The following is a 24,237-nucleotide window of genomic DNA, read 5'->3' as shown; positions in this document are numbered from 1 at the left end:
TGGCCATGAAGGATTTATTGGCGATTTTTAGCAAGGAATTAAGCTCTTGGTTTCGGCGCTGTTGGTTAGCGATACTCTTAACCGGCAGGGTTTTTTACTTCCTATTCACGCGCAAACCCGATTGGCGCGTCACCCAAGAACAAATGGTGGCAGCCGGGCCTGCTTCCCTGATTATTGCCATGATCACGGCTGCGGTGATCGGGATGATCTTTACCATCCAAGTGGCCCGGGAGTTCCAAGCTTTGGGTGCTGGCAGTATGGTGGGGGGAATTTTGGCCCTTGCTCTCGGTCGGGAACTCTGTCCGATTATGATGGCGATCGTGGTAGCCGGTCGGGTAGGATCGGCTTTTGCGGCGGAAATCGGCACCATGAAGGTGACAGAGCAGATCGACGCACTCTATATGCTCAAAACCGATCCCGTGGAATATCTGGTGCTGCCTCGTTTAATTGCCTGTTGTCTGATGGTTCCCGCTTTGAGTATTATGGCGTTGCTGATCGGTTTAGGTAGCGGTTTGCTGGTCGGCCAAAGTTTATACGGGATTGCTAATTCAGTTTTTCTCGACTCGGTTCGCGGTTTCCTGCGCGTGGGAGACGTGCTGAGTGGACCGGTTAAAGGGTTGGTTTTTGGGGCTTTAATTGCGATTATCGGCTGTAATTGGGGTTTAACGACCGATGGCGGTGCTAAGGGAGTCGGCCAAGCTACGACCGCAGCCGTAGTCACTATGCTCTTAGCGATTTTTGTATCTAATCTGCTGATGACTTGGATCTTGTTCCAAGGCTCTGGTAATAGTTCGGTTTTATTTGGACAGTAATTTTAGTTAAAAACGCTCATTTTCTAGCCATTGTTCTAAATCCTCTACTGACTGGAAATCTAATAAGGCCTCTCCTAAGTTTTCTAAATTTTGGCTCTTCGGTTCGTGTTATGCAATGTACGGGAGTTATAAGGGATGGAACCCTTATAGAGAAAGGCATTTAGCAATTTTTGTCAATTGTTTTTTATCTAGAGCGAACTAATCAATTAAGTCTCTTGCCAGATAAGGATTTAGTCGATTTATGCCCCCCTATCGAACCATAACAAGTAACGAAGAGCCTTAATTTTTGTTATTTAGGGCTTGCTGAATAAATCTAAAAACCTTGTTGGATCAGACTTTTAGACTTTTTTTCCCTCAAAAAGTGCCGACCTTTGGAGTGATTGGGGGGAAAATTCAGGTACTTTTTCCCTGAAAATTAGCTAATTGACCCCCTGAAAATCGGTAAAACCCCACACCCCATACCCCATACCCCACACCCCACACCCTGCCCCTAGGAAAAGCTTTTTCAGCAAACCCTATTTAGTAGGAGAAAAGGGCGCTCAATTGATCGCCCTTTTTTGTATATTTCAATTTACAGCAGTTATCCTATAGGTTATACTTCATTTTTATGAGAAATGCCGTAACTGGTAACTGATCACTGATAACTGATAATTAACGACGACCGAATAAACTCCAACCTTTGCCACCACTAACGGCCGGTTCAGCTTTTTCAGCGACGGAGGCAACTTCTGCGGGGGTTTCCTCATCAGAAAGATTAGAAAGATCGTAGTTTTCTACTAGGAAAAGAGACGCTTTTTCAATAGTAGAATAATCCCAGAAAAGCGTAGAAGGTAACTCTTGACCGACCCAATCTTCTAGATCACCCACCATCGTTACTGCATCGATCGAATCTAAACCATAACGGGTTAAAGGTTCAGTCACATTAATTGTTTTAGCATCCAAAGATAACTGATCAGCTAACTGTTTAACTAACCAATTTTGTACCAGATTATTAAGATTGGAGCTGGAGTTCATGGGTTTTTTCCTCGGTAGTTTGTGAAGGGGCTAATTGAAAAGGCACAATCGAAAAATGTTGATTTTCTTGATATAATTTCAGCAGTTCTTGGGCAACATTTTCTACATACACCTCAGATAGAGTGTAAGGCAGCGGCCGCAGAGTTCGCAGTAATCGGTGTAAACTCAACACCAACCATTCCCCCCGGGCAAAAAATTCCCCCAAGATAGAACGATTATAAAGCCAAGTGTGTAAACAAGCAGAAGCGGCGTGTAAAGTGCAGTATTTCTTGGCAATCTCGAACAATTCGGGTGATTGGTCGTGACCATACTCGAATTTCGATTGACTAATCTTTTCATCGTGAGCATTTAGTTCCTCTAAAACTAAATTACCCAACATCAATAGATTTTCTAATATCTCTGGGTCCACTTCGTCAGAATTTTTCAATCCTTCCAGTATATCAAGGGCAATTTCTAAACCTTGCAGGGAATCATCCATTCCCCGGCCAAATAATTCTAAATTATTGGGTTCAAAGGGAGGAACTGACTTTTCTAGGCTAAAAATCGCCTCTAAACGGGTTTTTAACGCCGACATGGTGCGCGAGTTGCGTTTAGCCCGATATTTGGTTAAAGGACGCAATTGTAGGATTAAAGCATGAAGATTGACGATCGAACTGCCGTCAAACATACTGATAATCGAATTATCCCGCAGTAGCTTCTGGAAGATGCCGAATTCGTGTTCTTCTCGCATATAAAAACGCGATCCCAAGACCACATAAACACTATTAACCATCTCCTCCAGACGGACAGTAACAAAATATTTTACCACCGAAGCCCAGACGCTAAACTGTTCGGGGATAATATGAAAACCTCTCGCAGCCGGAATCGTCTCGCAATCGCAAATAAGGATGTCAAGGAAAGCATCCACGAGAGTGCGCCGGGGTTGGGGCAAATCCATCACAGTTTTGTTATAAATTACCCGATTAACGGCAAAACCGAGGGTAGTTCTTAAAGCGGTATCGGCTGCCCCGTGGGAAAAAGCAGCGCACAACATTCGGGTAATCTGGAAACCTTTCAGGGCTAATTCTAAACCGTCTCCCTCCTCGCGTAAACGCATGGAATCAGGGACGAAACAATCCTTAAAACCAATGCCACTCATATCCGAGGCCCGCACACCATGGGTGTATATTTTCGGCAAATTATAGTATTTTTCGGGTTCTAATTGCCGTTTATCGACCATAAATAGGGTTAAACACTTCGGACCGCCGTTAGCATCGGTTTTCGCCAAAATAAAGGAAATTCCAGAGATAGTCGCCCGGTTAATCGGCCATTTCTCCCCATTGAGAATATAACCTCCTTCCACCTTCGTCGCGGTCAGATCACCATTGATCAGATCGCTGCCGTGTTCCTTTTCCGAGTAACCCAGACACATCGCCCCATAGTCATCCATGATAAAACGGGCGAGCTTCTGTTTCTGTTCTGGGGTTCCCGCCATCCAGTTTAAAAACGACCAGAATAGGGTAGTAAAAGCGATGCCGATAGTTTGATCCCGTCGAGACAGTACGCGCACAAAAGCGACAAATTCCTCAAAAGAGGTGAACTCACCGCCGCAATCCGTGGGAATGTAGTAGTGTTGGAGTTTCCAGTCGTATAACCAGCGAATTTCCTCGTGGGGAAATTCTTCGCTCTCGTCAATTTCGATCACCCGCTTGTAGGATAGAGGGTTATCGGGATTGAGAGGATCGCCTAAGTCTTTTTCCAGTGCTTCAGCAGTCCAGTATTGCTTAAGCTTTTTCATAGTGCCTCTAGGACAGATACAATGTGTTTTTCGTCAATGCCTTCGGTTAGAAGACCCGACCATGCACAAAAATTAACGACCATTCTAGACTTTTGGCCGTACAATGGCAACAATTTTTAATTTCGCCTTTACCTTAAATGTGCTAGAACCCACTTGGGTGGGGTGCTAGACTACCCTCTGCGGTAATTATGCCCAAATTGAGGTGATTAAACCGCACAGTGCGGTATTAGGTTTTATTGAGGCGGTGTTAGACCGATGGAAGTGGGATATTAGGATGGGGGAGGTTACTCGACCGCAGGGAGCGGTATGATTAATAGTTATGCGGCTCGTTCCCTGTTCATACTTTTTCCTTGAATGTAATATTCAACTGGCAGATTACGATTAGAATGTTTAAGGTACAAGTTTTGCTTGCCATAGGGTTTAGAAGTCTAGGAGCAATATGATGATGGAATCAATAGATGAACGGATAGATGCCAAAATTGGTGAGGTTCGTACTGAATCTATCGATCTCAGCTTTGGAGAAATCATCAGTTTATATTCTCAAAATGAACTCATTATTCAACCGGAATATCAAAGGTTATTCCGATGGTCTAATCAACAAAAGTCTCGTTTAATAGAATCCATACTTCTTGAGTTGCCAATACCACAGATATTTACTATTGAGAACTCAGATGGGGTTTTGGAGTTAATTGATGGCTTACAACGCCTTAGCTCTGTGATTCAATTCATTGATGCCAATGTACTGAATTTCACTGATATAGATGGAGAAAAGCTGAAATCTCTAAAGTTAGAAGGTTGTGATCAGATTTCAGAACTTAATAATCTGACTTTTGAAGATTTATCATTGAGACTCAAGCTTAGGATTAAAAGATCCTCTGTAAGGACAGTAATTATTAAAAGGCAAAGTAATTCTTTTCTGCGTTATGAAATGTTCAAGAGGTTAAATACTGGGGGATCAATTCTAGCTCCACAGGAAATTCGCAACTGTTCTTCTAGGATGTTTGGTGAGCCAGGTATAAAGTTCTATAGGTTTCTCCAAGAAAGATCCTCCTATTCAAACTTTAAGACTTGCATAGATACATTGTCTCAATCAGAAAAAGAACAAAAGGGAGACGAAGAGCTTGTCTTAAGATTTTTTGCCGCAAAAAATGCTCAAGATCTCTTCCGGGGGAGTGTGAGAGATTGGTTAGACACATACATGGAAAATATATTATTTGGAGAAATACAATTTGATTATTCTACTGAAACACAAGACTTTAATAGATTATTTGATTACTTGAGCCAAATTCTTGGCAGTGGTGCTTTTGTTCGATATCGCGATCAATCACCAATTGGTGCTTTAGCTCCAGCTTATTTTGAAGCTGTTACAATTGGCGTGTTTAGGATACTAGAAAGATTAGAGAATCTGGATAATTCTTCTGTTAGGGATGAAATAATCAAAATTGTTCAGTCAAACAGCTTTAAGGATAATATTGGACCTGGAGCTAACTCCAGAACTAAGCTTTCTAATAGAATTGGATGTATTCAAGAAGGTTTAAATCAACTCAGCTTCTGGAGTAATTTTAATGAGCAACTGGGCGAATGAGATCGAGGCTGATCTCAACTGGAGAGAAGGAGAACTGGCTGCAATTAAAATTCAAATATTAACGACTGATAGGGTTAAGCATCCTGTAAGGTATGAAGCTCTCTTGAGAGCTATTACTACTTTGCTATATGCTCACTATGAAGGTTTTTGTAGATTTGCATGGGATTTATACCTCGATACAATTCAAAGGCAAAATATTAAACGCAATCAATGCCGTGAGGAGGTTATAAAGCTATCGCTAAGGAAGCGCTTTAAAGAACTTGGAGGTGATTTGTCAGCAGATGGAGTTTGGAGCTTTTTTTTCAACGAATTGCCAGCTTTAATTAATGAGAATATTGAATTCAATATTCGCTTAGAAGCAGATAGCAATTTAAAGCCTATGCTGCTTAAAAAGAACTCTACAGATGCTGGTTTATCATGCTCAATGGTGGATCAACATGAGCTTTTACTTAAGACATTAGTAAGCAGGAGAAATAATATAGCTCATGGGCAGAAAGACATAATTCATGATCTGACTGAGTATAACAAGTATGAAAATGCGGCTTTGGAAGCTATGTATGAGCTAGGACTATCTGTAATTGATTGCTTAGATAATAAGAAGTATTTGAAACCATCAAATCCGCCTAGCTCATCATGAAATCTACGCATTTTAATCGCTGTAGGGTGCGTTCCCTAATGTGGCTCCTGCTGCTGCACCGATAGTGATTAAACCGCTGACTCATATCATTTTTCAAAAGTGATGACAGACTTAGTTGATTATTCCAAAGTGCAATTCCTCTCTGAGAGCGGAATTGCACTTTCAGATGTTAATCACGACTATTGAAAATTGGTATCAATTTCTTTTTCAACCAGATTTTGGAATACCAGCTATTATACTAAATCCGTTGAGTATAGGCTACATATCAGGAGAGGCACTCATGCAAGAGGCACTCATGCAAAACTGAGAATAAATAATCAGTTTTTAATAACCGGATTTAGTATTAGTTGTTGAGCAACTGAAGTAAGGTGGGCAATGCCCACCCTATTGTTGTATGGATGTAAGTTGGATTGCAAGCTCGAGTTTTTAACCAGGTAACGAATCCTCATCAAGAATTTTCTCAATTGTCCAAGGACAATCCACTGGTAAAGTTAATCCACTTTTGCGGCTCGCTTTTCCCAGAGCTTTTTGATAACAATAACCAAACCGTTCTAAGGCATGATTGTAGATTACCTGAGAGCGAAACAGCAAGCTCAATTCTAATCTGAAATTATCTATCTCGTCTGTCCAGTGGGGTAGGTAGTAAGGATGATTCCAGTAGGCGTAAAGTAGCAGGTGACTGAGGAGTTGAATAAGAAAAGAAAGCTTTCTGCTTTGTATTTGCGTTCATCCACCATTTCCTCTAATTCCTCGGCTAAAGTTTGCCAATCTAAAGTATTGCGATCAGGCGATCGCAGTTTTGCTGCTTGGTCTTGCAGCCAAGCTACATAGGGTTTGCGGCAAAAAGTCATTGAAAAGTACAGGTCTCTTAATCAATGATTTCACTTAGCTAAAAGCATAAGCTTTAGTTGTTGATTAATTTTTTAAATTATAACTTATCCTAATCATTGACCGAGAAAAAGTGCTGTTTTTCCATTTCAGACATAAAAAAGCCCAAAAAACCTGCCTCAACAGGTTAGAAAGATTCATGACTAAAAAAGTAATAGCAATCGCTGAAAAGGAAGTATGACTGGACTTCCCCGTTGACAAAAGGCCATAACCTATGCTGTAGGAGGGATTAAGAGAATTTCCGCCGCCCCGTTACTGGGTACAAATCAGGGAAACTCCCAATAAATCTAACGCTTTTTGTTGCAGTTGGGTCGGTCGAGTTATCTTAGAAAAACGATAACTTCCCTCCCTAATCGTACATTCCACTGTATTCAAGCAAATTGTCCCCAGGTCTTCCAACAAAGTCCGAAAGCTATGCACAGGGAGGTTCTCTTGATTCCGTTTTTTTCTCTCTTTAGACTGAGCGGATTCACTGCGACTCGCTTTAATCACATTCAGAGAACCATCATCAATTTCTTCATCCTCAAATAACAAAGGAGCCAAGCACTGTTTTAAATGCCATTCCACATAATAAGCCAACATACATAAAAAGATATGAGCTTTGACTCTATCACCCTTATAATGATATATAGGACGTACCTTTAAATCAATTGACTTATAACAGCGAAATGCCTCCTCCACTTGAGACAAACTTTTATAAGCTTTAACCGTCGTCGCTGCATCCATCAAAGTTGACTCCAGAGAAGTTCTTAACACATACACACCATCCAAAGCCGTTTCTTGAGCGATTAATTCCCGCTGACGCTGATAAGAAAAGCCTTCTTCTGTTATCTCTAAGTTATAGTATTTATTGACCTTAAACTGATTAAGAACCTTGCCCACTCTCAAAGCTATCTTATCTTGACCCTTTAAAGCTCTTTTCTCCCTTTGAGTCGCCTGAACAATCAAATCTAGTTCCTTCTCTACCGCTTCTAATAATGCCTCTCTTTGTAGTTGATTTTTCTGGGCGATTAAGGGATTCCGACAAGCAATTAATCTTTCATCGGGATAATCTTCACTCTCAAATTCCACCAAGTTTACCTGATCAAATAATCCTAATTGAATCACTTCTACCTCAGCCAGTTTCCGAATTTGAGGCTTAGTTAAACCAGTAATATAGTCTAATCCTTCTATGGGTTTTACTAATTCGTTGATTTTCGAGTTGGTTAAAATTCCTCTATCGCTTACCCAGACAACATTCTCAATCCCCCAACCCTTTCTGACTTTCTCAATTTGTCCGCTTAAAGTAGCACCGTCTGAAGTGTTTCCTTCAAATACTTCTACCGCTATCGGACAACCCTTGGCTGAACAGAGCAGACCAAAAACTATCTGAGTTTTCCCTTTCTTTTTATCTCGGTTATAACCATATTTTCCCAGTTCACAACCATTTCCTTCTAGGTAGGTAGAAGTGACATCATACAAGACTAATGTTCCTGATTCTAAGTGTTTAATTGCTAGGTGCTTCTCAATTTTCTCTTGTTTTTCTAATAACCAATCTAAGGCGTTATATAATTCGTCTTCATCGGCTTTCTCTAAGTCTAACAATTGTCCTAAACTCTGACTACAAGTCTCGCTATTAAACCCTCTCGCTGTGGCTAGTTTCGATTTAGGATTGATGATTCTTGCCACAATCATCGCCACTACTAAGTTTCTGATTCGTGAGGATTTTTCACTGATTATTTTATCTAAACCTAATTTTTTAATCGTCTCTAAAATAGCCATCACATGACCATGAGGAAGACTTCTAATCACTTCAAAATGATTGGGAATGCCTTCATTCATGGACAGTGTTGCCCCTTTGAGAGCCAGTTTCAAATTGTCGATAATATCATCGGGTAATTTTGAGAGATTGGCCAGGGTTCTTTTTTTGACTTGATCTCCTTCTCGGTAGGACTCCCGAAGAAGAACGGCGGGGGGGGAATTACGGTTAGGAACTTTTTCTATATACATGGCTATCATTCTAGCAAATAGAGAGAATTCTTGTCCATTAAGAAATGTTACAAATTACATGGGTACATTAAGAAAAGTTAAGGGGCGTATCCATTGATGGATAAGGGTTTTCGGCTATTATAGTATATATGTATGGGGGAAGTTCAGGTATGAGGAAGTTTAGCCATCACTTTACCTAAACTAAATCTTCTTTTCCCTTGTCCAAATTTGCCCTCTATACAATTCCGAATCATCTCATCATCGGTAGCTTGTTTCTTTTGTTCTTTACTAACATTTTTGGCTGGTCTTCCTAATGGGGGACCACTGATTCTGATTCCCATTTCTTTACACCAAGCTCGGTTTTCTCTGGTTCGATAAATTTTGTCCACATGAACTGATTCTGGATAGTATCCTGTATAGTCATAATAAGCTTCTATTTGTGCTTTTAAATCTCCCGATTCATTAAAGTTATCCCAACTAATCCGGTCTAAAAATATGTAACCATCTATACAGCTTGCTGAGAATTTAGCCCCAAATTCTACGGGTTTTCCAGCTTTTCCTCTGACTATCGGACGGATGTGGGGTTGAGTTAAGCTGACAATAGAGCCAAAAAAAGCTTCCCTGCTACCTGCCACTTGCTCCCAACTCTTGACCATCTCCAATCAGGATAAACGCCGCCCAAAAGAAAGGATGAAGGTCAATATGGGCGAGTTTTGCTTGACGGAGGGCTTCCGCTTTGGTCATGCCCTGTTGTAAATTGGCATAAAATTGATTTAAAATCGCCGCCGTGGGCAATTCTGGGCTGTTTTGTTGGGAATATTGCACAAAATCAGTAGCATTCCAAAGACTGGCGAGGGTAGTTTTCGCCCCCGCTCTTTCCCAAACATAGGCCAAACCCGCCAAACCGACTCCATCCACTTCCCGCGCCGTTTCACAAGCGCCAATAGTAATCAGTTCGGTGTTTTGCAGTCCCAGTTTCACGGCATCTTTGAGTTCATACTCTCTCTTGTTGGCAAACAGTAGGGTATTCGCTTTCATGCCTAGGCTAGGACACCCCTCTGGACGGAAACAACCATGAGTGCCTAAGTGCAGAATAGGAAACCGAGGCGATTGGCTTAAAAAGGCGTCGAGGGTGGCTTGTTGGTGTTTGTAGATTTGGCTGTTGGCATAGGTTTTTTGCAGAAAATCCGCTTGGGCTTCTGTCCCGATTAATTCGGCTTGGGTAGGACGGGGATTAGCAAAGACGAGGACACTAGGATTATTGACTTTCGGCGTGGGTTGGGGCTGCACTTTACTCAGACGGGTGAGGTAGTGAATGGGATATTTTTGCAGGAGATACTGTTGGGTTTGGTTGTCGTAGAGGGTTTCAAAGGGGATTCTTTGCAAAGCACCCGTGGCAATGATGGCCAGGGTTTGATTCGGGGCAATTTGGGCTTCAATGGGACGAATCAGCAGGTCATAGAGTTGGGAACTGAGGGCGCGATCGACGATTTCTAGGTCGCTTTCCAGTTGACTGGCGTAGCGTTGCAGACGCTCATTAAGATCTTTAGGGACGGGAACTTGCTGAACCTTAAGGCTAGTACGGGTAAGGGTAAAGAGGGCGACGGTATGTTCAACGTTATCTATCCCTGTGAGTAGGACGGGTTGGAGGAGGGTGGTATTAGCAGGTAGATTGGCTTGCAGTTGGGCGAGGTCAGTGGGGGTAATTTCCAGTAAATCGGCTAATTCGGGGTATTTTTCCACAAGGATTTCCGCTTGTTCGCTGAGGGCGGCTTGTTGTTGCAGGACTTGTCGGGAGAGGGTGTCGCTGAAGTTGGTTTGTAATTCTTGGCGCCGGGCTTCCAGTTGCCGTGCCTGTGCTTTCCACTCCTGATAAGCTTGATTGGCGACAGGATTTTTGACTTGTCCTTCCGTTCCCGCAAGGCGATCGTAATCCACGAGGTCAAAAGTGGTGCTGAGATTTGCCCATTCAAAAGCTTTTTGAGGGGAATTCTGGCGAATCAGGAGATCCACTAGGGCAATGCTTGTCCCTGGCTGACTTTCTAGGAAGGTTGCCCGCAAGGAACGGCTAACCCCCCGCCTTAGCTCCAGAATCAGATTAGCGGATTGTTCCAAATAGTCCAAAGCCTTTTGCTTTTCCCCTAAAGCATCATAGACAGCCCCAATATTACTGAGAGTAACGGCTTCCCCAGAGCGATCGCCCACTGCCCGTCTTAAGGGTAAAGCCTGTAGGTAATAGTCTAATGCCTTCTGTTTCTCCCCTAAAGCAGAATAGACACCACCAATATTATTGAGAGTAGTGGCTTCCCCAGAGCGATCGCCCACCGCCCGTCTTAAGGGTAAAGCCTGTTGGAAGTAGTCTAAAGCCTTTTGTTTCTCCCCTAAATCATCATAGACACGACCAATATTATTGAGAGTAGTGGCTTCCCCAGAGCGATTGCCCACCGCCCGTCTTAAGAGTAAAGCCTGTTGGTAGTAGTCTAATGCCTTCTGTTTCTCCCCTAAAGCAGAATAGACACCACCAATATTATTGAGAGTAGTGGCTTCCCCAGAGCGATCGCCCACCGCCCGCCATAAGGGTAAAGCCTGTTGGAAGTAGTCTAAAGCCTTTTGTTTCTCCCCTAAATCATCATAGACACGACCAATATTATTGAGGGTAATCGCTTCCCCCGTGCGATTGCCCACCGCCCGCGATAAGGGTAAAGCCTGTTGGAAGTAGTCTAATGCCTTCTGTTTCTCCCCTAAAGCAGAATAGACACCACCAATATTATTGAGGGTAATCGCTTCCCCCGTGCGATTGCCCACCGCCCGCGATAAGGGTAAAGCCTGTAGGTAATAGTCTAATGCCTTCTGTTTCTCCCCTAAAGCAGAATAGACACCACCAATATTATTGAGAGTAGTGGCTTCCCCAGAGCGATCGCCCACCGCCCGTCTTAAGGGTAAAGCCTGTTGGAAGTAGTCTAAAGCCTTTTGTTTCTCCCCTAAATCATCATAGACACGACCAATATTATTGAGAGTAGTGGCTTCCCCGGAGCGATCGCCCACTGCCCGTCTTAAGGGTAAAGCCTGTTGGAAGTAGTCTAATGCCTTCTGTTTCTCCCCTAAATCTGAATAGACAGCACCAATATTACTGAGAGTAGTGGCTTCCCCTGCGCGATCTCCCACCGCCCGCGATAAGGGTAAAGCCTGTTGGAAGTAGTCTAAAGCCTTTTGTTTCTCCCCTAAATCATCATAGACACGACCAATATTATTGAGAGTAGTGGCTTCCCCGGAGCGATCACCCACCGCCCGCGATAAGGGTAAAGCCTGTTGGAAGTAGTCTAATGCCTTCTGTTTCTCCCCTAAATCTGAATAGACAGCACCAATATTACTGAGAGTAGTGGCTTCCACTGCGCGATTGCCCACCGACTGAAGTATGGGTAAAGCCTGTTGGTAGTAGTCTAATGCCTTCTGTTTTTCTCCTAAAAGATCATAGATACGCCCTAAACCGGTGAGGACGACTGCTTGCTCTAATTTGCTATCGAGTTGCTGATAAAGCTTTAACGCCTGTTGCCACTTCCCTAATGCCCCCTGATAGCCTTGTAATGTTCCAGACTGGAACAATTCAGCACCTTCTTGAAGTAATCGATCTGCTTCTTGACGTAAATCTGTCTGCACCAATAGGGGGGAAGCTATAACCGTCAAATGCGGCGCTGTTACGACTAGCCCTAGACTGAGTAAGATCCCTAAACCTGTCTTCATTGCTTCCCCTCGCCAGACTCAAATGATTCTTTATATTATCTCAATAATGCCAGTATCAGGATTTTGAGGATTGGAGGATTTTCAGGATGGGGTTGGGGGTGGGTGTCCTATTCCCTGTATCTTTTAATTATGTACTCCTTGCCAATAACCTAATCCTGTTAATCCCTTAATCCTCAATGCCAGTATCAGGATTTTGAGGATTTGAGGATTTTCAGGATAGATATAATATTCTTTATGATCCTTTAATTATCCTACTCCTTGCCAATAACTTAATCCTGTTAATCCCTTAATTCTCAATCCCAGTATCAGGATTTTGAGGATTTGAGGATTTTCAGGATAGATATAATATTCTTTATGATCCTTTAATTATCTACTCCTTGCCAATAACCTAATCCTGTTAATCCTTTAATCCTCAATGCCAGTATCAGGATTTTGAGGATTGGAGGATTTTCAGGATAGATATAATATTCTTTATGATCCTTTAATTATAGACTTTTCACAAGTCACCTAATCCTGTTAATCCCTTAATCCTCAATGCCAGTATCAGGATTTTGAGGATTGGAGGATTTTCAGGATAGATATAATATTCTTTATGATCCTTTAATTATGTACTCCTTGCCAATAACCTAATCTTGTTAATCCCTTAATCCTCTAAATCCTGATACTGATATTTGTTATCTATTATTAAATATCTTTTTGTATTCTAAACTGGTTGCGCCAAAGTTGATTAATAAACCAACAGGAAAATTATAAGCAACGACGTAATTTTTTGCTTGTGCAAGATGGACATTTTCTAGGCGAATTACTGCTTTTAATTCGACAATGACTTTTCCTTCTACGGTAAAATCAGCGCGTCTTGTTCCGACTTGTATTCCTTCATAAAAGATAAGTTGTTCTTTTTCTCTTTCAAAGGTTAATCCTGTTTTTCCTAATTCAATATCGAGACATCTTTGATAGATGACTTCTTGAAACCCATTCCCCAGTGTTCGATGGATTTTCATACAACAACCAATAATTTTATAGGTGATTTCGTCTAATTCCATAATGCCAGTATCAGGATTTTGAGGATTGGAGGATTTTCAGGATGGGGTTGAGGGTGGGTGTCCTATTCCCTGCATCCTTTAATTATAGACTCTTCACAAGTCACCTAATCCTGTTAATCCCTTAATCCTAAATGCCAGTATCAGGATTTTGAGGATTTGAGGATTTTCAGGATAGATATAATATTCTTTATGATCCTTTAATTATAGACTCTTCACAAGTCACCTAATCCTGTTAATCCTTTAATCCTAAATGCCAGTATCAGGATTTTGAGGATTTGAGGATTTTCAGGATAGATATAATATTCTTTATGATCCTTTAATTATAGACTCTTCACAAGTCACCTAATCCTGTTAATCCCTTAATCCTAAATGCCAGTATCAGGATTTAGGGGATTGGAGGATTTTCAGGATAGATATAATATTCTTTATGATCCTTTAATTATAGACTTTTCACAAGTCACCTAATCCTGTTAATCCTTTAATCCTAAATGCCAGTATCAGGATTTAGGGGATTGGAGGATTTTCAGGATAGATATAATATTCTTTATGATCCTTTAATTATAGACTTTTCACAAGTCACCTAATCCTGTTAATCCTTTAATCCTAAAAATCCTGATACTGATTTTTATTGACATAATTTTGGTGATTAATTTGCCCGACAACGCACCACTCCTGCCGCTTTTAACTCGCCATTAGCAAATTCTAACTGTTTCAACACATAACCATAAGCCCCTTTCTGAGTTAACTCTCTTTGCATCTGTGGAGGCAAATCTGATAAGTTAATCTCTACCTGCTTACGCTTTTGCTTTTCCACCAAACTCAAATGCTCAAAACGGCGCGGTAGAGCATAAACCGAACCACATCGCTTGTCCTCTCCCTGAATCACAATTATCGGGTTTTCGGGAATACTGATGATGGTTTCTCCCTCTAAGGTTAATTGTGTCACTTGGGCAATGGGTAGATTAAACTCCTTACCCCCTTGCTTAAAAGAAATCCGACGCTGAGGGCGATCGAACCGAGTTAACGTCACCCCCTTATAATCTCTGCCATTGTGTAACGTAATATTTGCTAATCGTGGTAAAGCCGCTTCGAGGGTGGGTGCTTGAGCGATACTAGAAACAGTCAAAAATCCCAAAAAAACTAAAGCTATACCAGATAAAATTTCTAAACGTCTGACCATAACTCGCCCTACAATGATCATCTATAATAACTTTAATTTTAGCGTTCTTTTTTAGCGTTAGTAGCCCCCTGTGACGACTCCTTCTCCCCCGACGATTCTCCTCAATCTTGCCAGTGCCGCCGGTCTCATTGGTGCGGGATTGTACTATACAGGTTGGGTCTATCGTTGGGCATACTTTGCCTATTACCAACTCGGTATCACCAGCCTCGATTTTCCGGTTGAATCCTTCTTATTACTCCCTCTTCAAGTCTTCTTTGGTACGCCTCAAAGTATTGCTAACACCCTGATTATTGCCCTTCTGATTCCTATACTTTTTCAGCTTTCCACCCTTTGTCTTGCTTTCCTTCACTGGCAATATCAACAGTGGCTCACTAGACTGAAAAATTGGCAACTGAAAAGACAAAACCAACGCAATCGCCGAAAAATACCCTATGCTCCTCGTCCCCGCTTTCAGCGTCAGTTAACCCTTCCTCTCGTCTCAGAACTGATTCTCCTGAGTTGGATTCTCTTACTCATCTTCCATCTTGCCCGGGATCAAGGTTTAAAGGATGCCCGTCGAGATGCGGTGAATCCCACTTCTACTCTCCCCGTTGTCACCCTGATTAGTGCCAAGGAACTGCTCATTTTAGGTAAAGAAGCAGGGGATCTTGACCCCAATCAGCCCCTTTTTGAAGCCCTAACGCCCGAAGATCAGCAGAGTCTCATTGGTGATCCTAATTTAGCCCGCATTATTCAACAGCGCAACCTAACCGATACGGAGCAAGATCGCGTCTGGCGATTATTACTGGAAAGAGGGGGATGGCTGTACCTTTTTCGTGCTTTACCCCAAGATGCCCCCAAAACTGAACATCCCGTACTGCTAGGTGTCGCTAAATCTAACGTCGGTCGGCAGTTGCTTATTTTAAGCCCTGAACCCGTTAAATCCACTAAATAGTATAGAACAGTCTCAAGTTATCTACTGGTGGCGATTTCCACTTCGGGTAAGATTTCTAAAGATAAACGGGTTCTGACAGTGCCAGAAAGACGTTTAAGCAGTTGTGGGCGTAAATCGCGCAGAATATAGATTAATTCGTCTCCTGTGCGCCATTCTTCCCTTTCTGTGACTACCTGTAGGGAATTATCGCGACGCAATAGTAGGGGCAGCAGTTCACCATTTTCGATTAATTTAGTTAATCTGGTTTGTTGTTCGCTCAAATCATCGGCTTTAAAGATAGTTTTACCTAATTTAATCTGATTATCGTCTAAATACTGATTCCATTCCTTGACCGAAAAACTAGGGAGAAAAACCTGATTAACCTTATTTTTATCTGGGTTGGGGGTTCCCGCAAAGGCAGCCAACAACCGGGGAGGATGAAATTCCTCGCTGGCTCTTTGGACTAAAACCAGATTAACCTCGCTATTATTAGTCAAAACTAGAAAAGTCCCCATGGATTCGATGCCTGCTTCTTGCAGTATTTTTGTATCAAGTGCGCTACTCTGCAGCACCGTCAAACCGTCTTCTTTTGCTTGCTGACAGGCTGCGGCATCCGTATCGATTAAAACCACGGTTTCCCCTTGTTCTTGGAATAAACAGCCGATTAAGCGACCTAGGGGATTACAACCGACGATTACTGCTCCTGTTGCCGCAGAAGAAGTGATTTTTAGCCCTTTTGCCACCCACCGCGCCGTTAATCCCTGAATAAAAACGGTCATTAAAATTGTTAAAAAGACTAAAGCTTTGATCGCTTCACCGCCATTAATACCGGCACGGGTGAGTAAAATGGCAAATAAAGAAGCTACGGAGGCAGAAACGATTCCCCTAGGGGCAACCCAAGCGATAAATAACTTATGTCGCCAATTTAGGTCACTTTTTAGGGTACACAGAGCCACACTTAGGGGACGTACCACCAGCATCAAGACTAACACCGTCAGGACGCTGCCCCAACCCAAAGCGATGACACTGGCGATCGAAAGATCCGCCGCTAGTAAAATAAACAGTACCGACACGCAAAGAGTCGTTAATTGACCCTTAAAACGCCTTAATAACCGCTCATCGGGAACAGCCGCCGCTTTTAGGACAATTCCCGCCATTACCACCGCCATTAACCCCGATTCACTGCGACTAAATTGCGATAAACCAAATAACCCCCAGACTCCCGCTAAAACCACGAGATTCTTTAACTCAAAAGTGAGAAAATTGCAAGTTTTTATAATAAAACTTAACAATCCGCCTCCAGCAATGCCGATCGCCGCCCCGATGCCTAAACGCAGGGTTAAACCGGTGATAATTTCCATGGGGCGGGAATGACTATCAATAATCGTATTTAGCACCACTACGGCTAAAATTGCGCCCACAGGGTCGATTAATACCCCTTCTCCTTCCAAAAGCGTCGCCACCCGTCGATCTACGGCTACTTGCTTCAGCAAAGGCCCGATCACCGTCGGACCAGTTACCACCACTAAAGAAGCGTAAAGAAAAGCGATCGGCCAGGGAAATTCCCCCAACCAGTGGGCTGCCATACCGCCACCGATGAGAGTGATGGAAGTACCGAGGGTGACAAGATTGCGTAAACTGCCAGAAACTCGCCCTAATTCCCGTCCGCTTAGGCTTAAACCGCCTTCAAATAGGATAATCGCCACAGAGAGAGCAACAAGGACTTCTAAACCAATTCCCAGACTTTGGGGGTGTAAAATTTCCCAACCATCAGACCCCAAAGCAATCCCAAAAATGAGCAGGAAAACAATACTGGGAACTTTCAGGTATTCGGCAATGACTTGGGCTGTAATCCCCGCCACCACAGTGATGACAATTTGCAGAGTAAGGGCGAAAGATGGATCCATGTTTAGCGATCGGTTATCGGCTATCGAGGCGGGGTTATGGTTGGGGTTTAATGATTCTAATTATAGTTTTGATTCCCGCTTCAGCCCGGTCGGGAGGAAATAAGCATAACAAGCTCTAGAAAACGGGTTTCTCAAAGAAACCCGTTTTCTAACTGATAAATCAAAAAGATTGGGATTGAATTGCTGTGATTACCACCGTATTGATAATATCGGGAACGGTACAACCGCGACTGAGATCATTGACGGGTTTTTTTAATCCCTGTAGGATTGGACCGATGGCTAAAGCTTTCGTTTCCCGCTGCACGGCTTTATAAGTATTATTACCTGTATTCAGGTCAGGAAAAATAAACACCGTCGCTTGGCCCGCTACCTCTGACCCCGGCATTTTTTGGGCAGCTACTTCCCTATCCACGGCCGCATCGTACTGAATCGGGCCTTCTAACTTCAAATCGGGGCGTTTTTCCCTAGCGATTTTGGTCGCTTGTCGTACTTTTTCCACGTCTTCTCCCTGGCCCGATTGACCCGAAGAATAGGAAAGCAGGGCGATTCGCGGTTCAATTCCGAATTTTTGGGCGGTTTCGGCAGAAGATAGGGCGATTTCGGCTAATTCCTCGGCACTGGGGTCGGGATTGACCGCACAATCCCCATAAACCAAGACCCGATCCTCTAGACACATAAAAAAGACCGAGGAGACGATCGCACAATCGGGCTTAGTTTTGATAATCTGGAGTGCAGGCCGAATCGTGTGTTGAGTGGTATGCACTGCCCCCGATACCATACCATCAGCATCGCCTTGATACACCATTAAAGTGCCAAAATAGGAGACATCCTGAGCATAATCCCGGGCCATGTCGAGATTCATTCCCTTGGCTTTTCTCGCTTCGTAGAGGGTCTGCACATAGCTTTCAAAATGGGGACTAGCCACGGGGTCAATAATTTGCAGGCGATCGAGATCGAGAGTGATACCATGTTTTTTAATCACCATTGCGATCTCGTCCGGTTGTCCCAAGAGGGTTAAATCAACGATATCCTGTTCGATTAAAACTGTGGCTGCCTGGAGGATGCGCGGTTCGGTCCCTTCGGCCAAAACGATGTGACGTTTTTGCGCTTTGGCCTGTTGTACGAGATTATAGGTGAACATCTTCGGGGTAATCCCCTGGGTCCGCAAAGTGTGAATTTGCGCTTCTAGGCGATCGAGATTGATGTTACTGTGAAAAAGCTGCAGACTGAGGTTAATTTTATCGTAGTCCGTCGAGGTTAGGGTGGTTCGCACATCGTGGATGCGTTCGGCCGTGGTGTAGGTATCGGTGGTGACGGAGAGAATCGGTAAGGGATCGGGCAAACCTTCAATTAAACGGGCGATCGAAGGATTGAGGTTATGACCTGCTGTTAAGACTATACCGGCTAATTGGGGATAATTGGCCGATTGGTGGGCCTGTAACATCCCGATAATCACATCGCCGCGATCCCAAGGGGTGATAATTAAACTATCTTCTTTTAACCGCTCTAGGGCATTTTGCATCTGCATGGCCACCACCAGAAAGTTACTAGCTAAACTATCTAATCTCTGCTGTCCGTAGAGAACTTTTGCCTGCAATTGTTGGGCGATTTCTGCTACTCGCGGGCTGCTAAGTTTGGCATTATGGGGAATTACTCCTAGGGCATATTCTTGTGGAGGAAAAATTTTAGTCAGGGTTTTCCGTAATTCCTCTATTTTTTCCTCTTCAGCTTGATTGATAATAATCCCAATCACCTTACAACCTTTATCTTGGTAGGTATCGCAGGAAATCAGGATCGGACTAAGGGCATCTTCGATACTGCGCTGGTGAGCATTACCTAATATTAAGATGGGATGGCCGAGATTTTTGGCAATTTCTGTATTTAGTTCAAATTCAAAGGCGGAATTTTCTTGCAGGTAATCGGAACCTTCACAGAGGATAAAATCATATTTTTTTTCTAAGTTTTTAAACTTTTTGATAATTCTTTCAATGATTTCATCAAATTTTTGTTGTACCAATAAATCCTTAACTTCTTCATAACATAAACCGAAGGCTTCTTCGTAGGTTTGTTCTAATTTAAAATAATTGAGGATTAAGTCAATGTCTTCATCCCGATGACCTTCGGAACAGTCGAGAACAATTGGCTGGAAAAAGGCAACTTTATTAGTTTTGCGGAGAATTAAGTCGATAATTCCTAAAGCTACTAACGCTTTACCGCTTCCCGTTGCCGTCGTGCTGATATATAAAGAGTTAGTCATGGGTAGAGAAGAATAATAACGAGGGTGGAATTTAATTCACTCACCCCAACCTTGAGGTGGGCTTTTTCAGCTAAATCTAGATAATTTTGATGAATCTGTTGATGGCAATAATTAACTTTTAAGTAAGTAGTTCTAATCAAATAGAAGATTGATCCCCCCTTAATCCCCCCTTGATCCCCCCTTAATCCCCCTTAATAAGGTGGTTTTGATCCCCCCTTAATCCCCCCTTAATCCACCCTTGATCCCCCCTTAATAAGGTGGTTTTGATCCCCCCTTAATCCCCCCTTAATCCCCCCTTAATAAGGTGGTTTTGATCCCCCCTTAATCCCCCCTTAATAAGGGGGGCTGCGATCAAGTTGTCTATAAGGGCGTGAATTGTTGGGAAATTTTCAGGTAAACTATCTTTAGTTGTTGGCTAATCCAGAGATTTTTCTCACAGAGCGATCGCTGTTTGAATATCTACCAGAGAGTGATGGACTATACCTTGTAATCTAGCAGTTATTTTGTCCGATTGCTGTTCACTGGTAACATTTTTTCCATGAACTTGATTTAATTTCCTCAGACTAAAATAAAGACTCCATAAAATCCTATCACTGGCTTTCCAGCTAGGGCTTGGTTTTTCATAAAGATTTAAGCTTATCTCCCTCGGATTGCCATTAAATTTTAACTGGAAGCAATTACCCCAGATTGTTGAAACCATTGGCTAATTCCGGCGGCTAAAACTTGCGCTAATTGTTTTTGTGCCTGAGTATCGGTAATCCATTCAAATTCTTGAGGGTTACTCATAAATCCTAACTCTAATAACAATGAAGGACTACTATAAGGCCGAGTTAAAGCTAAATTATTCCAAAATACTCCATAGGAAGGACGGTTAAGATTTTTGGTTAAATAATCGTGGAGAAAAACCGATAAATCCGCTGCCTGGGGATGATACCAAAATATGCCAATTCCTTTAGTATTTAAGGCATCTCCATCATCGGGTAAAGCATTATAGTGAACCGATAGTGCTAGGGTTGGTTGCAGATTATTAATCATCTCTACCCGTGCCGGTAAAGATAAGTCGATGTCAGTTTCTCTGGTTAAATAAACTGTTGCCCCCAATTTTTCTAACTCCCGTTTAATTAATTTAGACATAAGCAAATTAATCTCTTTTTCCGTGTAACCCGTTGGACCGACAGCACCAGTTTCTTTACCTCCGTGTCCGGGATCTAATAAAATAACTTTGCCCTGTAAATTTTCACTTTTTTCCGGGGGATGACGCAGGGTTAAGATTAAATTTGTCCCCTGATAACGAAGACTATAACCCCACTGTTGTTTTTGATTAAGATTAAAAGTGTATTCTATCGTGGTCGGGTTAATTTGTCGCCAATCTAAACGTCTAACTAAAGGATTATCCACCAGAAAAATTGTATCGGTTTGGGCAATGGTATTATAAAGGGTCAAAATAAATTTATCATCTTCTTGTCTCACGGCGATGGGTACAGGATGGGAGAGGGGAAAAATAATTTCTGTTGCTTGATTGATACTGCGAGAAGAGAGACCACGAATATTAGCATTATCTAGGACTTCATTAACTATTAAACGGGTTTCTCGCTCTAAAATCCAACCACCATAATCTAACCGTAACCAATCCCCTTCTTTCCCGGTGACTCTCGCTTTCGTGCCTTGGGGTAAAGGAGTTAAACGGGAATAATTACTACCCGGCCCCGTGCGAGCTACTCCTTGGTCTGCTATAATTTCAATCACTGGTAAATTTTGATCGCTAATAATGTTAATTTCTCCTTGACCTTGTTGGCTAATCGAGCGATTATTTAATTGTGCTGTAAAAATAGGTTTTCCTAAGTTAGCCTCTTGCTTAAACTGCTGACAACCTCGATAGTAACCAGTTTTATCCTCGGAATTCGCTTGATTAAGATTAGTTAAAACTGCGGCATTACTAGGCAGTTTTGTGGTTTGAGTTTGGGGTAAAAGAGGTAAGATTTTATCTCCTAACTGCACAGAAACCTGAGCTTGGGGAGTGGCAATCGCACTAAAACAAATCCATTCCCCCACTAACCTCGTCTTATGGACAGAAGGACTGAGAGAGTTATCAGCAAAAGCTAATCCTTGGAGAATAATTGCTTGAGTATCTAGACGAATTATTTGACGATTAATAGTTTGGTTTTGATAGCGAATAGTGAAATTATTTTCGCCAACTTCTAGGGGAAAACTAGGGGCAAAATATCCTTTAGCACTGCGTTGAATCGGTTGATTATTGAGCAAAACTTGACCCGATGGAGGAGCAGAACCAATAAAAAAGATTCTCGATGCCGTGGTTTGATGATTATCGGGAGGATAAACAATCATTAATGAGGTAGATTTGGCGCTGATACTGTGATAAAAACCGATTAATAGGACTAAACCTAAACCGATTAAGATATTTTGCCCAAAAGTTCTCACCTTTAACCAGAATCGCCCCATATTATCCCCCTCTTAGCTGACAAATATTATCCTAAGACAAATTCTAAAGGTTTGTTGTTCGTCTTCTAAGCTGTACTGCATTTAAACTGATCAGGAAATTCAGTACAAATGCTCTGACTTCTTCTCCCCTCTCCCCTCTCCCCATTCCCCAATTCATAATTCATAATTCCCACACCCTGTTTGTGACCCTCATCCCTTATGATCGATATAGATTAACTTTTGTAAAGGAATCGGAGTTATGGCTTTAACCGTTGGAACAATCGCACCGAACTTTACCACCACCGACGATACTGGAAAAACCGTTTCCCTGTCGGATTTTCAAGGTAAAGTCGTAGTTTTATACTTCTATCCCAAAGATGATACCCCCGGCTGCACCAAGCAAGCGCAAAGTTTCCGGGATAACTACGAACAATACCAAGACAAGGAAATAGTAGTCTTCGGGGTGAGCAGGGATGACCAAGGTTCCCATGCACAATTTAAAGAAAAATACAGTTTACCCTTCCAATTGCTCGTAGATACCGATGGTGCTATCACCAAAGCTTATGATGTCGATGGTGGTGGCTATTCTAAGCGCGTCACCTATATCATCGATGCGGAAGGCAAAATTAGCTATATGGATGACAAAGTGAATACCGCTAGTCACGCATCGGATATTCTCTGCGTCGTCGGTTAATTTTTCCTAAAATCTTTTCTGGGTGTGTTAGGGGAGCCTAATACACCCGATATCTATTTTTTAGTTCACTGATAATCAGTTTTTAATAACCGGATTGAGTATGACTAAATAGGGCCTGCTGATGATGAACTGAATATCAAAAATCGGACTAAAATAATACTATTATCAAATATCTTGGTGGGATTAATCGGCAATCATGGTTAAGTTTAGCAAGTACCTAAAGAGGTTTGGGATTGTTGCTGGAGTGGCTTTTTTGTTGTTGGTTACTCACCGAGCGGCTCCCCGAAAGGCAGTGGAAAATGAGCAGATGAAGGGGGTTTGGTTAACCAATATTGGCACGATATTGTTACATCACACTACGTCCTTAGATGAGGTGTTAAATCATCTTTCGCAATCGGGTTATGACCGGGTGTATTTTAGTGTTTATGGGTTTGGGGGAACACTTTATCCGACTTCCCAACGTCCGACGAATTGGTTGTTTGTGCCGCCGTTGAGCAATCCCTGGAGGGCAGCGGTTAAGGAGTCTTTACGGCAGGGTTTGAAGCCATTTGCTTGGTTTGAGTATGGTTTGATGTTATCCCCTAAGGATCCCATTGCCAAAAAGCATCCGGATTGGCTATTAAAAACGCCCGCAGGGAAGACGGTGGTGGAAACCAATGTCTGGTTAGATCCGGCGAATCCGCAGGTACAAGCCTATCTTTTGGGGAATATGGAAGATATTTTAAAAGAAAAAGATTTGGCGGGGATTCAGTTAGATGATCATTGGGCAGTTCCGCGTGTTTTTGGTAATAAAAGTCAGGCTTTAACGAATTTAACCCGCAAGTTGCACGATCATGTCAAGGCGATTAATCCCAAGTTGGTGGTGAGTCTTTCGCCTAATCCTCACTCTTTTGCGGTGAATAAATATAATCAAAATTGGTTGGCTTGGGTGCGTCAAGGGATTGTGGATGAGGTGGTCTTACAGATCTATCGGAAAACTCCCAATCAGGTGGCGGCAAGTCTTTCGGGATCGGGACTGGCGACAGCTTCCCGGGATGTGCCGGTGGGGGTGGGTTTATATGCGGGTTGGAATCCTGATTTTTCCTTAAAGGGTTTACAAGCTCAGGTGAGGACGGTGGAGCAGCAGGGTTATGGCTATTCGTTATTTTGTTGGGAGTTTGTGGTCATGCGTCATCTTTTTAATCATATTCCTCGGTTTTAAGGGACTTCCAGAGAATAAAATACCCAACAAAAAAATAGAAAAGTGTTTTTTTGAAAAAGTAATTATTTTTGTCTAGGAAAACAAAGAGTCTCCCATTACAACCTATTTTTCCGAAAAAAAATAGCAGCATAAACTTTTATACTTCCGAGCTTTTTCGAGTATAACAAGGACAAGTTAAAGA

The 24,237-nt window shown here is 42.5% G+C and carries 18 protein-coding genes and 3 pseudogenes; 6 read left to right on the top strand and 15 right to left on the bottom strand.

Features of this window, described 5'->3' with window-relative positions; genetic code table 11:
- Nucleotides 1–5 precede the first annotated feature (5 nt).
- Nucleotides 6–812: an MlaE family lipid ABC transporter permease subunit gene (locus ACQY1X_RS15585; RefSeq protein ID WP_002736708.1), complete on the top strand. Its 807-nt coding sequence runs from the start codon at nt 6–8 to the stop codon at nt 810–812.
- A 6-nt stretch (nt 813–818) separates the two neighbouring features.
- On the opposite strand, the pseudogene ACQY1X_RS15580 reads toward ACQY1X_RS15585, so the two are convergent.
- From ACQY1X_RS15580 to ACQY1X_RS15570, 3 genes and pseudogenes are all read right to left on the bottom strand, one after another.
- Nucleotides 819–905: pseudogene (locus tag ACQY1X_RS15580) on the bottom strand (DUF4351 domain-containing protein); the annotation flags it as partial.
- Nucleotides 906–1,463: 558 nt separating this feature from the next.
- Nucleotides 1,464–1,826, bottom strand: coding sequence for an acyl carrier protein (locus tag ACQY1X_RS15575; RefSeq protein WP_016516957.1), 363 nt, complete (start codon nt 1,824–1,826; stop codon nt 1,464–1,466).
- On the bottom strand, nt 1,804–3,603 hold the full coding sequence (locus ACQY1X_RS15570; protein WP_430014856.1) for an acyl-CoA dehydrogenase family protein: 1,800 nt from the start codon (nt 3,601–3,603) through the stop codon (nt 1,804–1,806). Before ACQY1X_RS15570 ends, ACQY1X_RS15575 begins: the two co-directional genes overlap by 23 nt.
- 439 nt (nt 3,604–4,042) lie before the next feature.
- Between ACQY1X_RS15570 and ACQY1X_RS15565 the strand changes: the two genes are divergently transcribed.
- Nucleotides 4,043–5,188, top strand: coding sequence for a DUF262 domain-containing protein (locus tag ACQY1X_RS15565; protein WP_036390270.1), 1,146 nt, complete (start codon nt 4,043–4,045; stop codon nt 5,186–5,188).
- Entirely contained in the window at nt 5,169–5,825 is a 657-nt protein-coding gene (locus ACQY1X_RS15560; protein ID WP_430013090.1) for an MAE_28990/MAE_18760 family HEPN-like nuclease, read from the top strand. Before ACQY1X_RS15565 ends, ACQY1X_RS15560 begins: the two co-directional genes overlap by 20 nt.
- A 426-nt stretch (nt 5,826–6,251) precedes the next feature.
- Here the strand turns inward: ACQY1X_RS15560 and ACQY1X_RS15555 are convergent, their stop codons facing one another.
- From ACQY1X_RS15555 to ACQY1X_RS15520, 8 genes and pseudogenes are all read right to left on the bottom strand, one after another.
- A complete protein-coding gene (locus tag ACQY1X_RS15555) occupies nt 6,252–6,500 on the bottom strand; it encodes a DUF29 family protein (protein ID WP_230457652.1) in 249 nt (82 codons plus the stop codon).
- Nucleotides 6,440–6,676, bottom strand: coding sequence for a DUF29 family protein (locus tag ACQY1X_RS15550; protein WP_002748521.1), 237 nt, complete (start codon nt 6,674–6,676; stop codon nt 6,440–6,442). Before ACQY1X_RS15550 ends, ACQY1X_RS15555 begins: the two co-directional genes overlap by 61 nt.
- A gap of 30 nt (nt 6,677–6,706) precedes the next feature.
- Nucleotides 6,707–6,902 (bottom strand): annotated as a pseudogene (locus tag ACQY1X_RS15545) (IS5/IS1182 family transposase); the annotation flags it as partial.
- A gap of 63 nt (nt 6,903–6,965) precedes the next feature.
- Nucleotides 6,966–8,702 (bottom strand): IS1634 family transposase, encoded by a 1,737-nt coding sequence (locus tag ACQY1X_RS15540; protein ID WP_430015718.1) that lies wholly within the window; start codon nt 8,700–8,702, stop codon nt 6,966–6,968.
- Between the two features lie 146 nt (nt 8,703–8,848).
- Nucleotides 8,849–9,283 (bottom strand): annotated as a pseudogene (locus tag ACQY1X_RS15535) (transposase); the annotation flags it as partial.
- A 22-nt stretch (nt 9,284–9,305) separates the two neighbouring features.
- Complete coding sequence (locus ACQY1X_RS15530) at nt 9,306–12,422, bottom strand: CHAT domain-containing protein (RefSeq protein ID WP_430014855.1); 3,117 nt, start codon at nt 12,420–12,422, stop codon at nt 9,306–9,308.
- Between the two features lie 674 nt (nt 12,423–13,096).
- Nucleotides 13,097–13,465 carry a GxxExxY protein gene (locus ACQY1X_RS15525; protein ID WP_002755507.1) on the bottom strand — a complete coding sequence of 123 codons (369 nt, stop codon included), beginning with the start codon at nt 13,463–13,465 and terminating at the stop codon, nt 13,097–13,099.
- A 646-nt stretch (nt 13,466–14,111) separates the two neighbouring features.
- A complete protein-coding gene (locus tag ACQY1X_RS15520) occupies nt 14,112–14,666 on the bottom strand; it encodes a hypothetical protein (RefSeq protein WP_430014854.1) in 555 nt (184 codons plus the stop codon).
- 49 nt (nt 14,667–14,715) lie between these two features.
- On the opposite strand from ACQY1X_RS15520, the gene ACQY1X_RS15515 reads away from it, so the two are divergent.
- Nucleotides 14,716–15,579 carry a hypothetical protein gene (locus ACQY1X_RS15515; protein WP_002801837.1) on the top strand — a complete coding sequence of 288 codons (864 nt, stop codon included), beginning with the start codon at nt 14,716–14,718 and terminating at the stop codon, nt 15,577–15,579.
- 17 nt (nt 15,580–15,596) lie between these two features.
- Here the strand turns inward: ACQY1X_RS15515 and ACQY1X_RS15510 are convergent, their stop codons facing one another.
- From ACQY1X_RS15510 to ACQY1X_RS15495, 4 genes are all read right to left on the bottom strand, one after another.
- Entirely contained in the window at nt 15,597–17,465 is a 1,869-nt protein-coding gene (locus ACQY1X_RS15510) for a cation:proton antiporter (protein ID WP_002737432.1), read from the bottom strand.
- A gap of 160 nt (nt 17,466–17,625) precedes the next feature.
- Entirely contained in the window at nt 17,626–19,722 is a 2,097-nt protein-coding gene (gene pta / locus ACQY1X_RS15505; protein ID WP_430014853.1) for a phosphate acetyltransferase, read from the bottom strand.
- A 433-nt stretch (nt 19,723–20,155) separates the two neighbouring features.
- A complete protein-coding gene (locus tag ACQY1X_RS15500; protein WP_193979982.1) occupies nt 20,156–20,422 on the bottom strand; it encodes a hypothetical protein in 267 nt (88 codons plus the stop codon).
- Nucleotides 20,386–22,182: an N-acetylmuramoyl-L-alanine amidase gene (locus ACQY1X_RS15495; protein WP_430014852.1), complete on the bottom strand. Its 1,797-nt coding sequence runs from the start codon at nt 22,180–22,182 to the stop codon at nt 20,386–20,388. The genes ACQY1X_RS15500 and ACQY1X_RS15495 overlap by 37 nt, the downstream gene beginning before the upstream one ends.
- Before the next feature lie 238 nt (nt 22,183–22,420).
- Here ACQY1X_RS15495 and ACQY1X_RS15490 point away from each other — a divergent pair, with 238 nt between their 5' ends.
- On the top strand, nt 22,421–22,855 hold the full coding sequence (locus tag ACQY1X_RS15490) for a peroxiredoxin (RefSeq protein ID WP_002736091.1): 435 nt from the start codon (nt 22,421–22,423) through the stop codon (nt 22,853–22,855).
- Nucleotides 22,856–23,051: 196 nt separating this feature from the next.
- Nucleotides 23,052–24,056 carry a glycoside hydrolase family 10 protein gene (locus tag ACQY1X_RS15485; protein ID WP_430014851.1) on the top strand — a complete coding sequence of 335 codons (1,005 nt, stop codon included), beginning with the start codon at nt 23,052–23,054 and terminating at the stop codon, nt 24,054–24,056.
- Nucleotides 24,057–24,237: the final 181 nt, after the last annotated feature.

This window comes from Microcystis protocystis FBCC-A270 (assembly GCF_050500235.1).
GTDB lineage: Bacteria > Cyanobacteriota > Cyanobacteriia > Cyanobacteriales > Microcystaceae > Microcystis > Microcystis ichthyoblabe_A.
The sequence above is the reverse complement of the archived record's forward strand: the minus strand, read 5'-3'. Positions and strand labels throughout refer to the sequence as shown.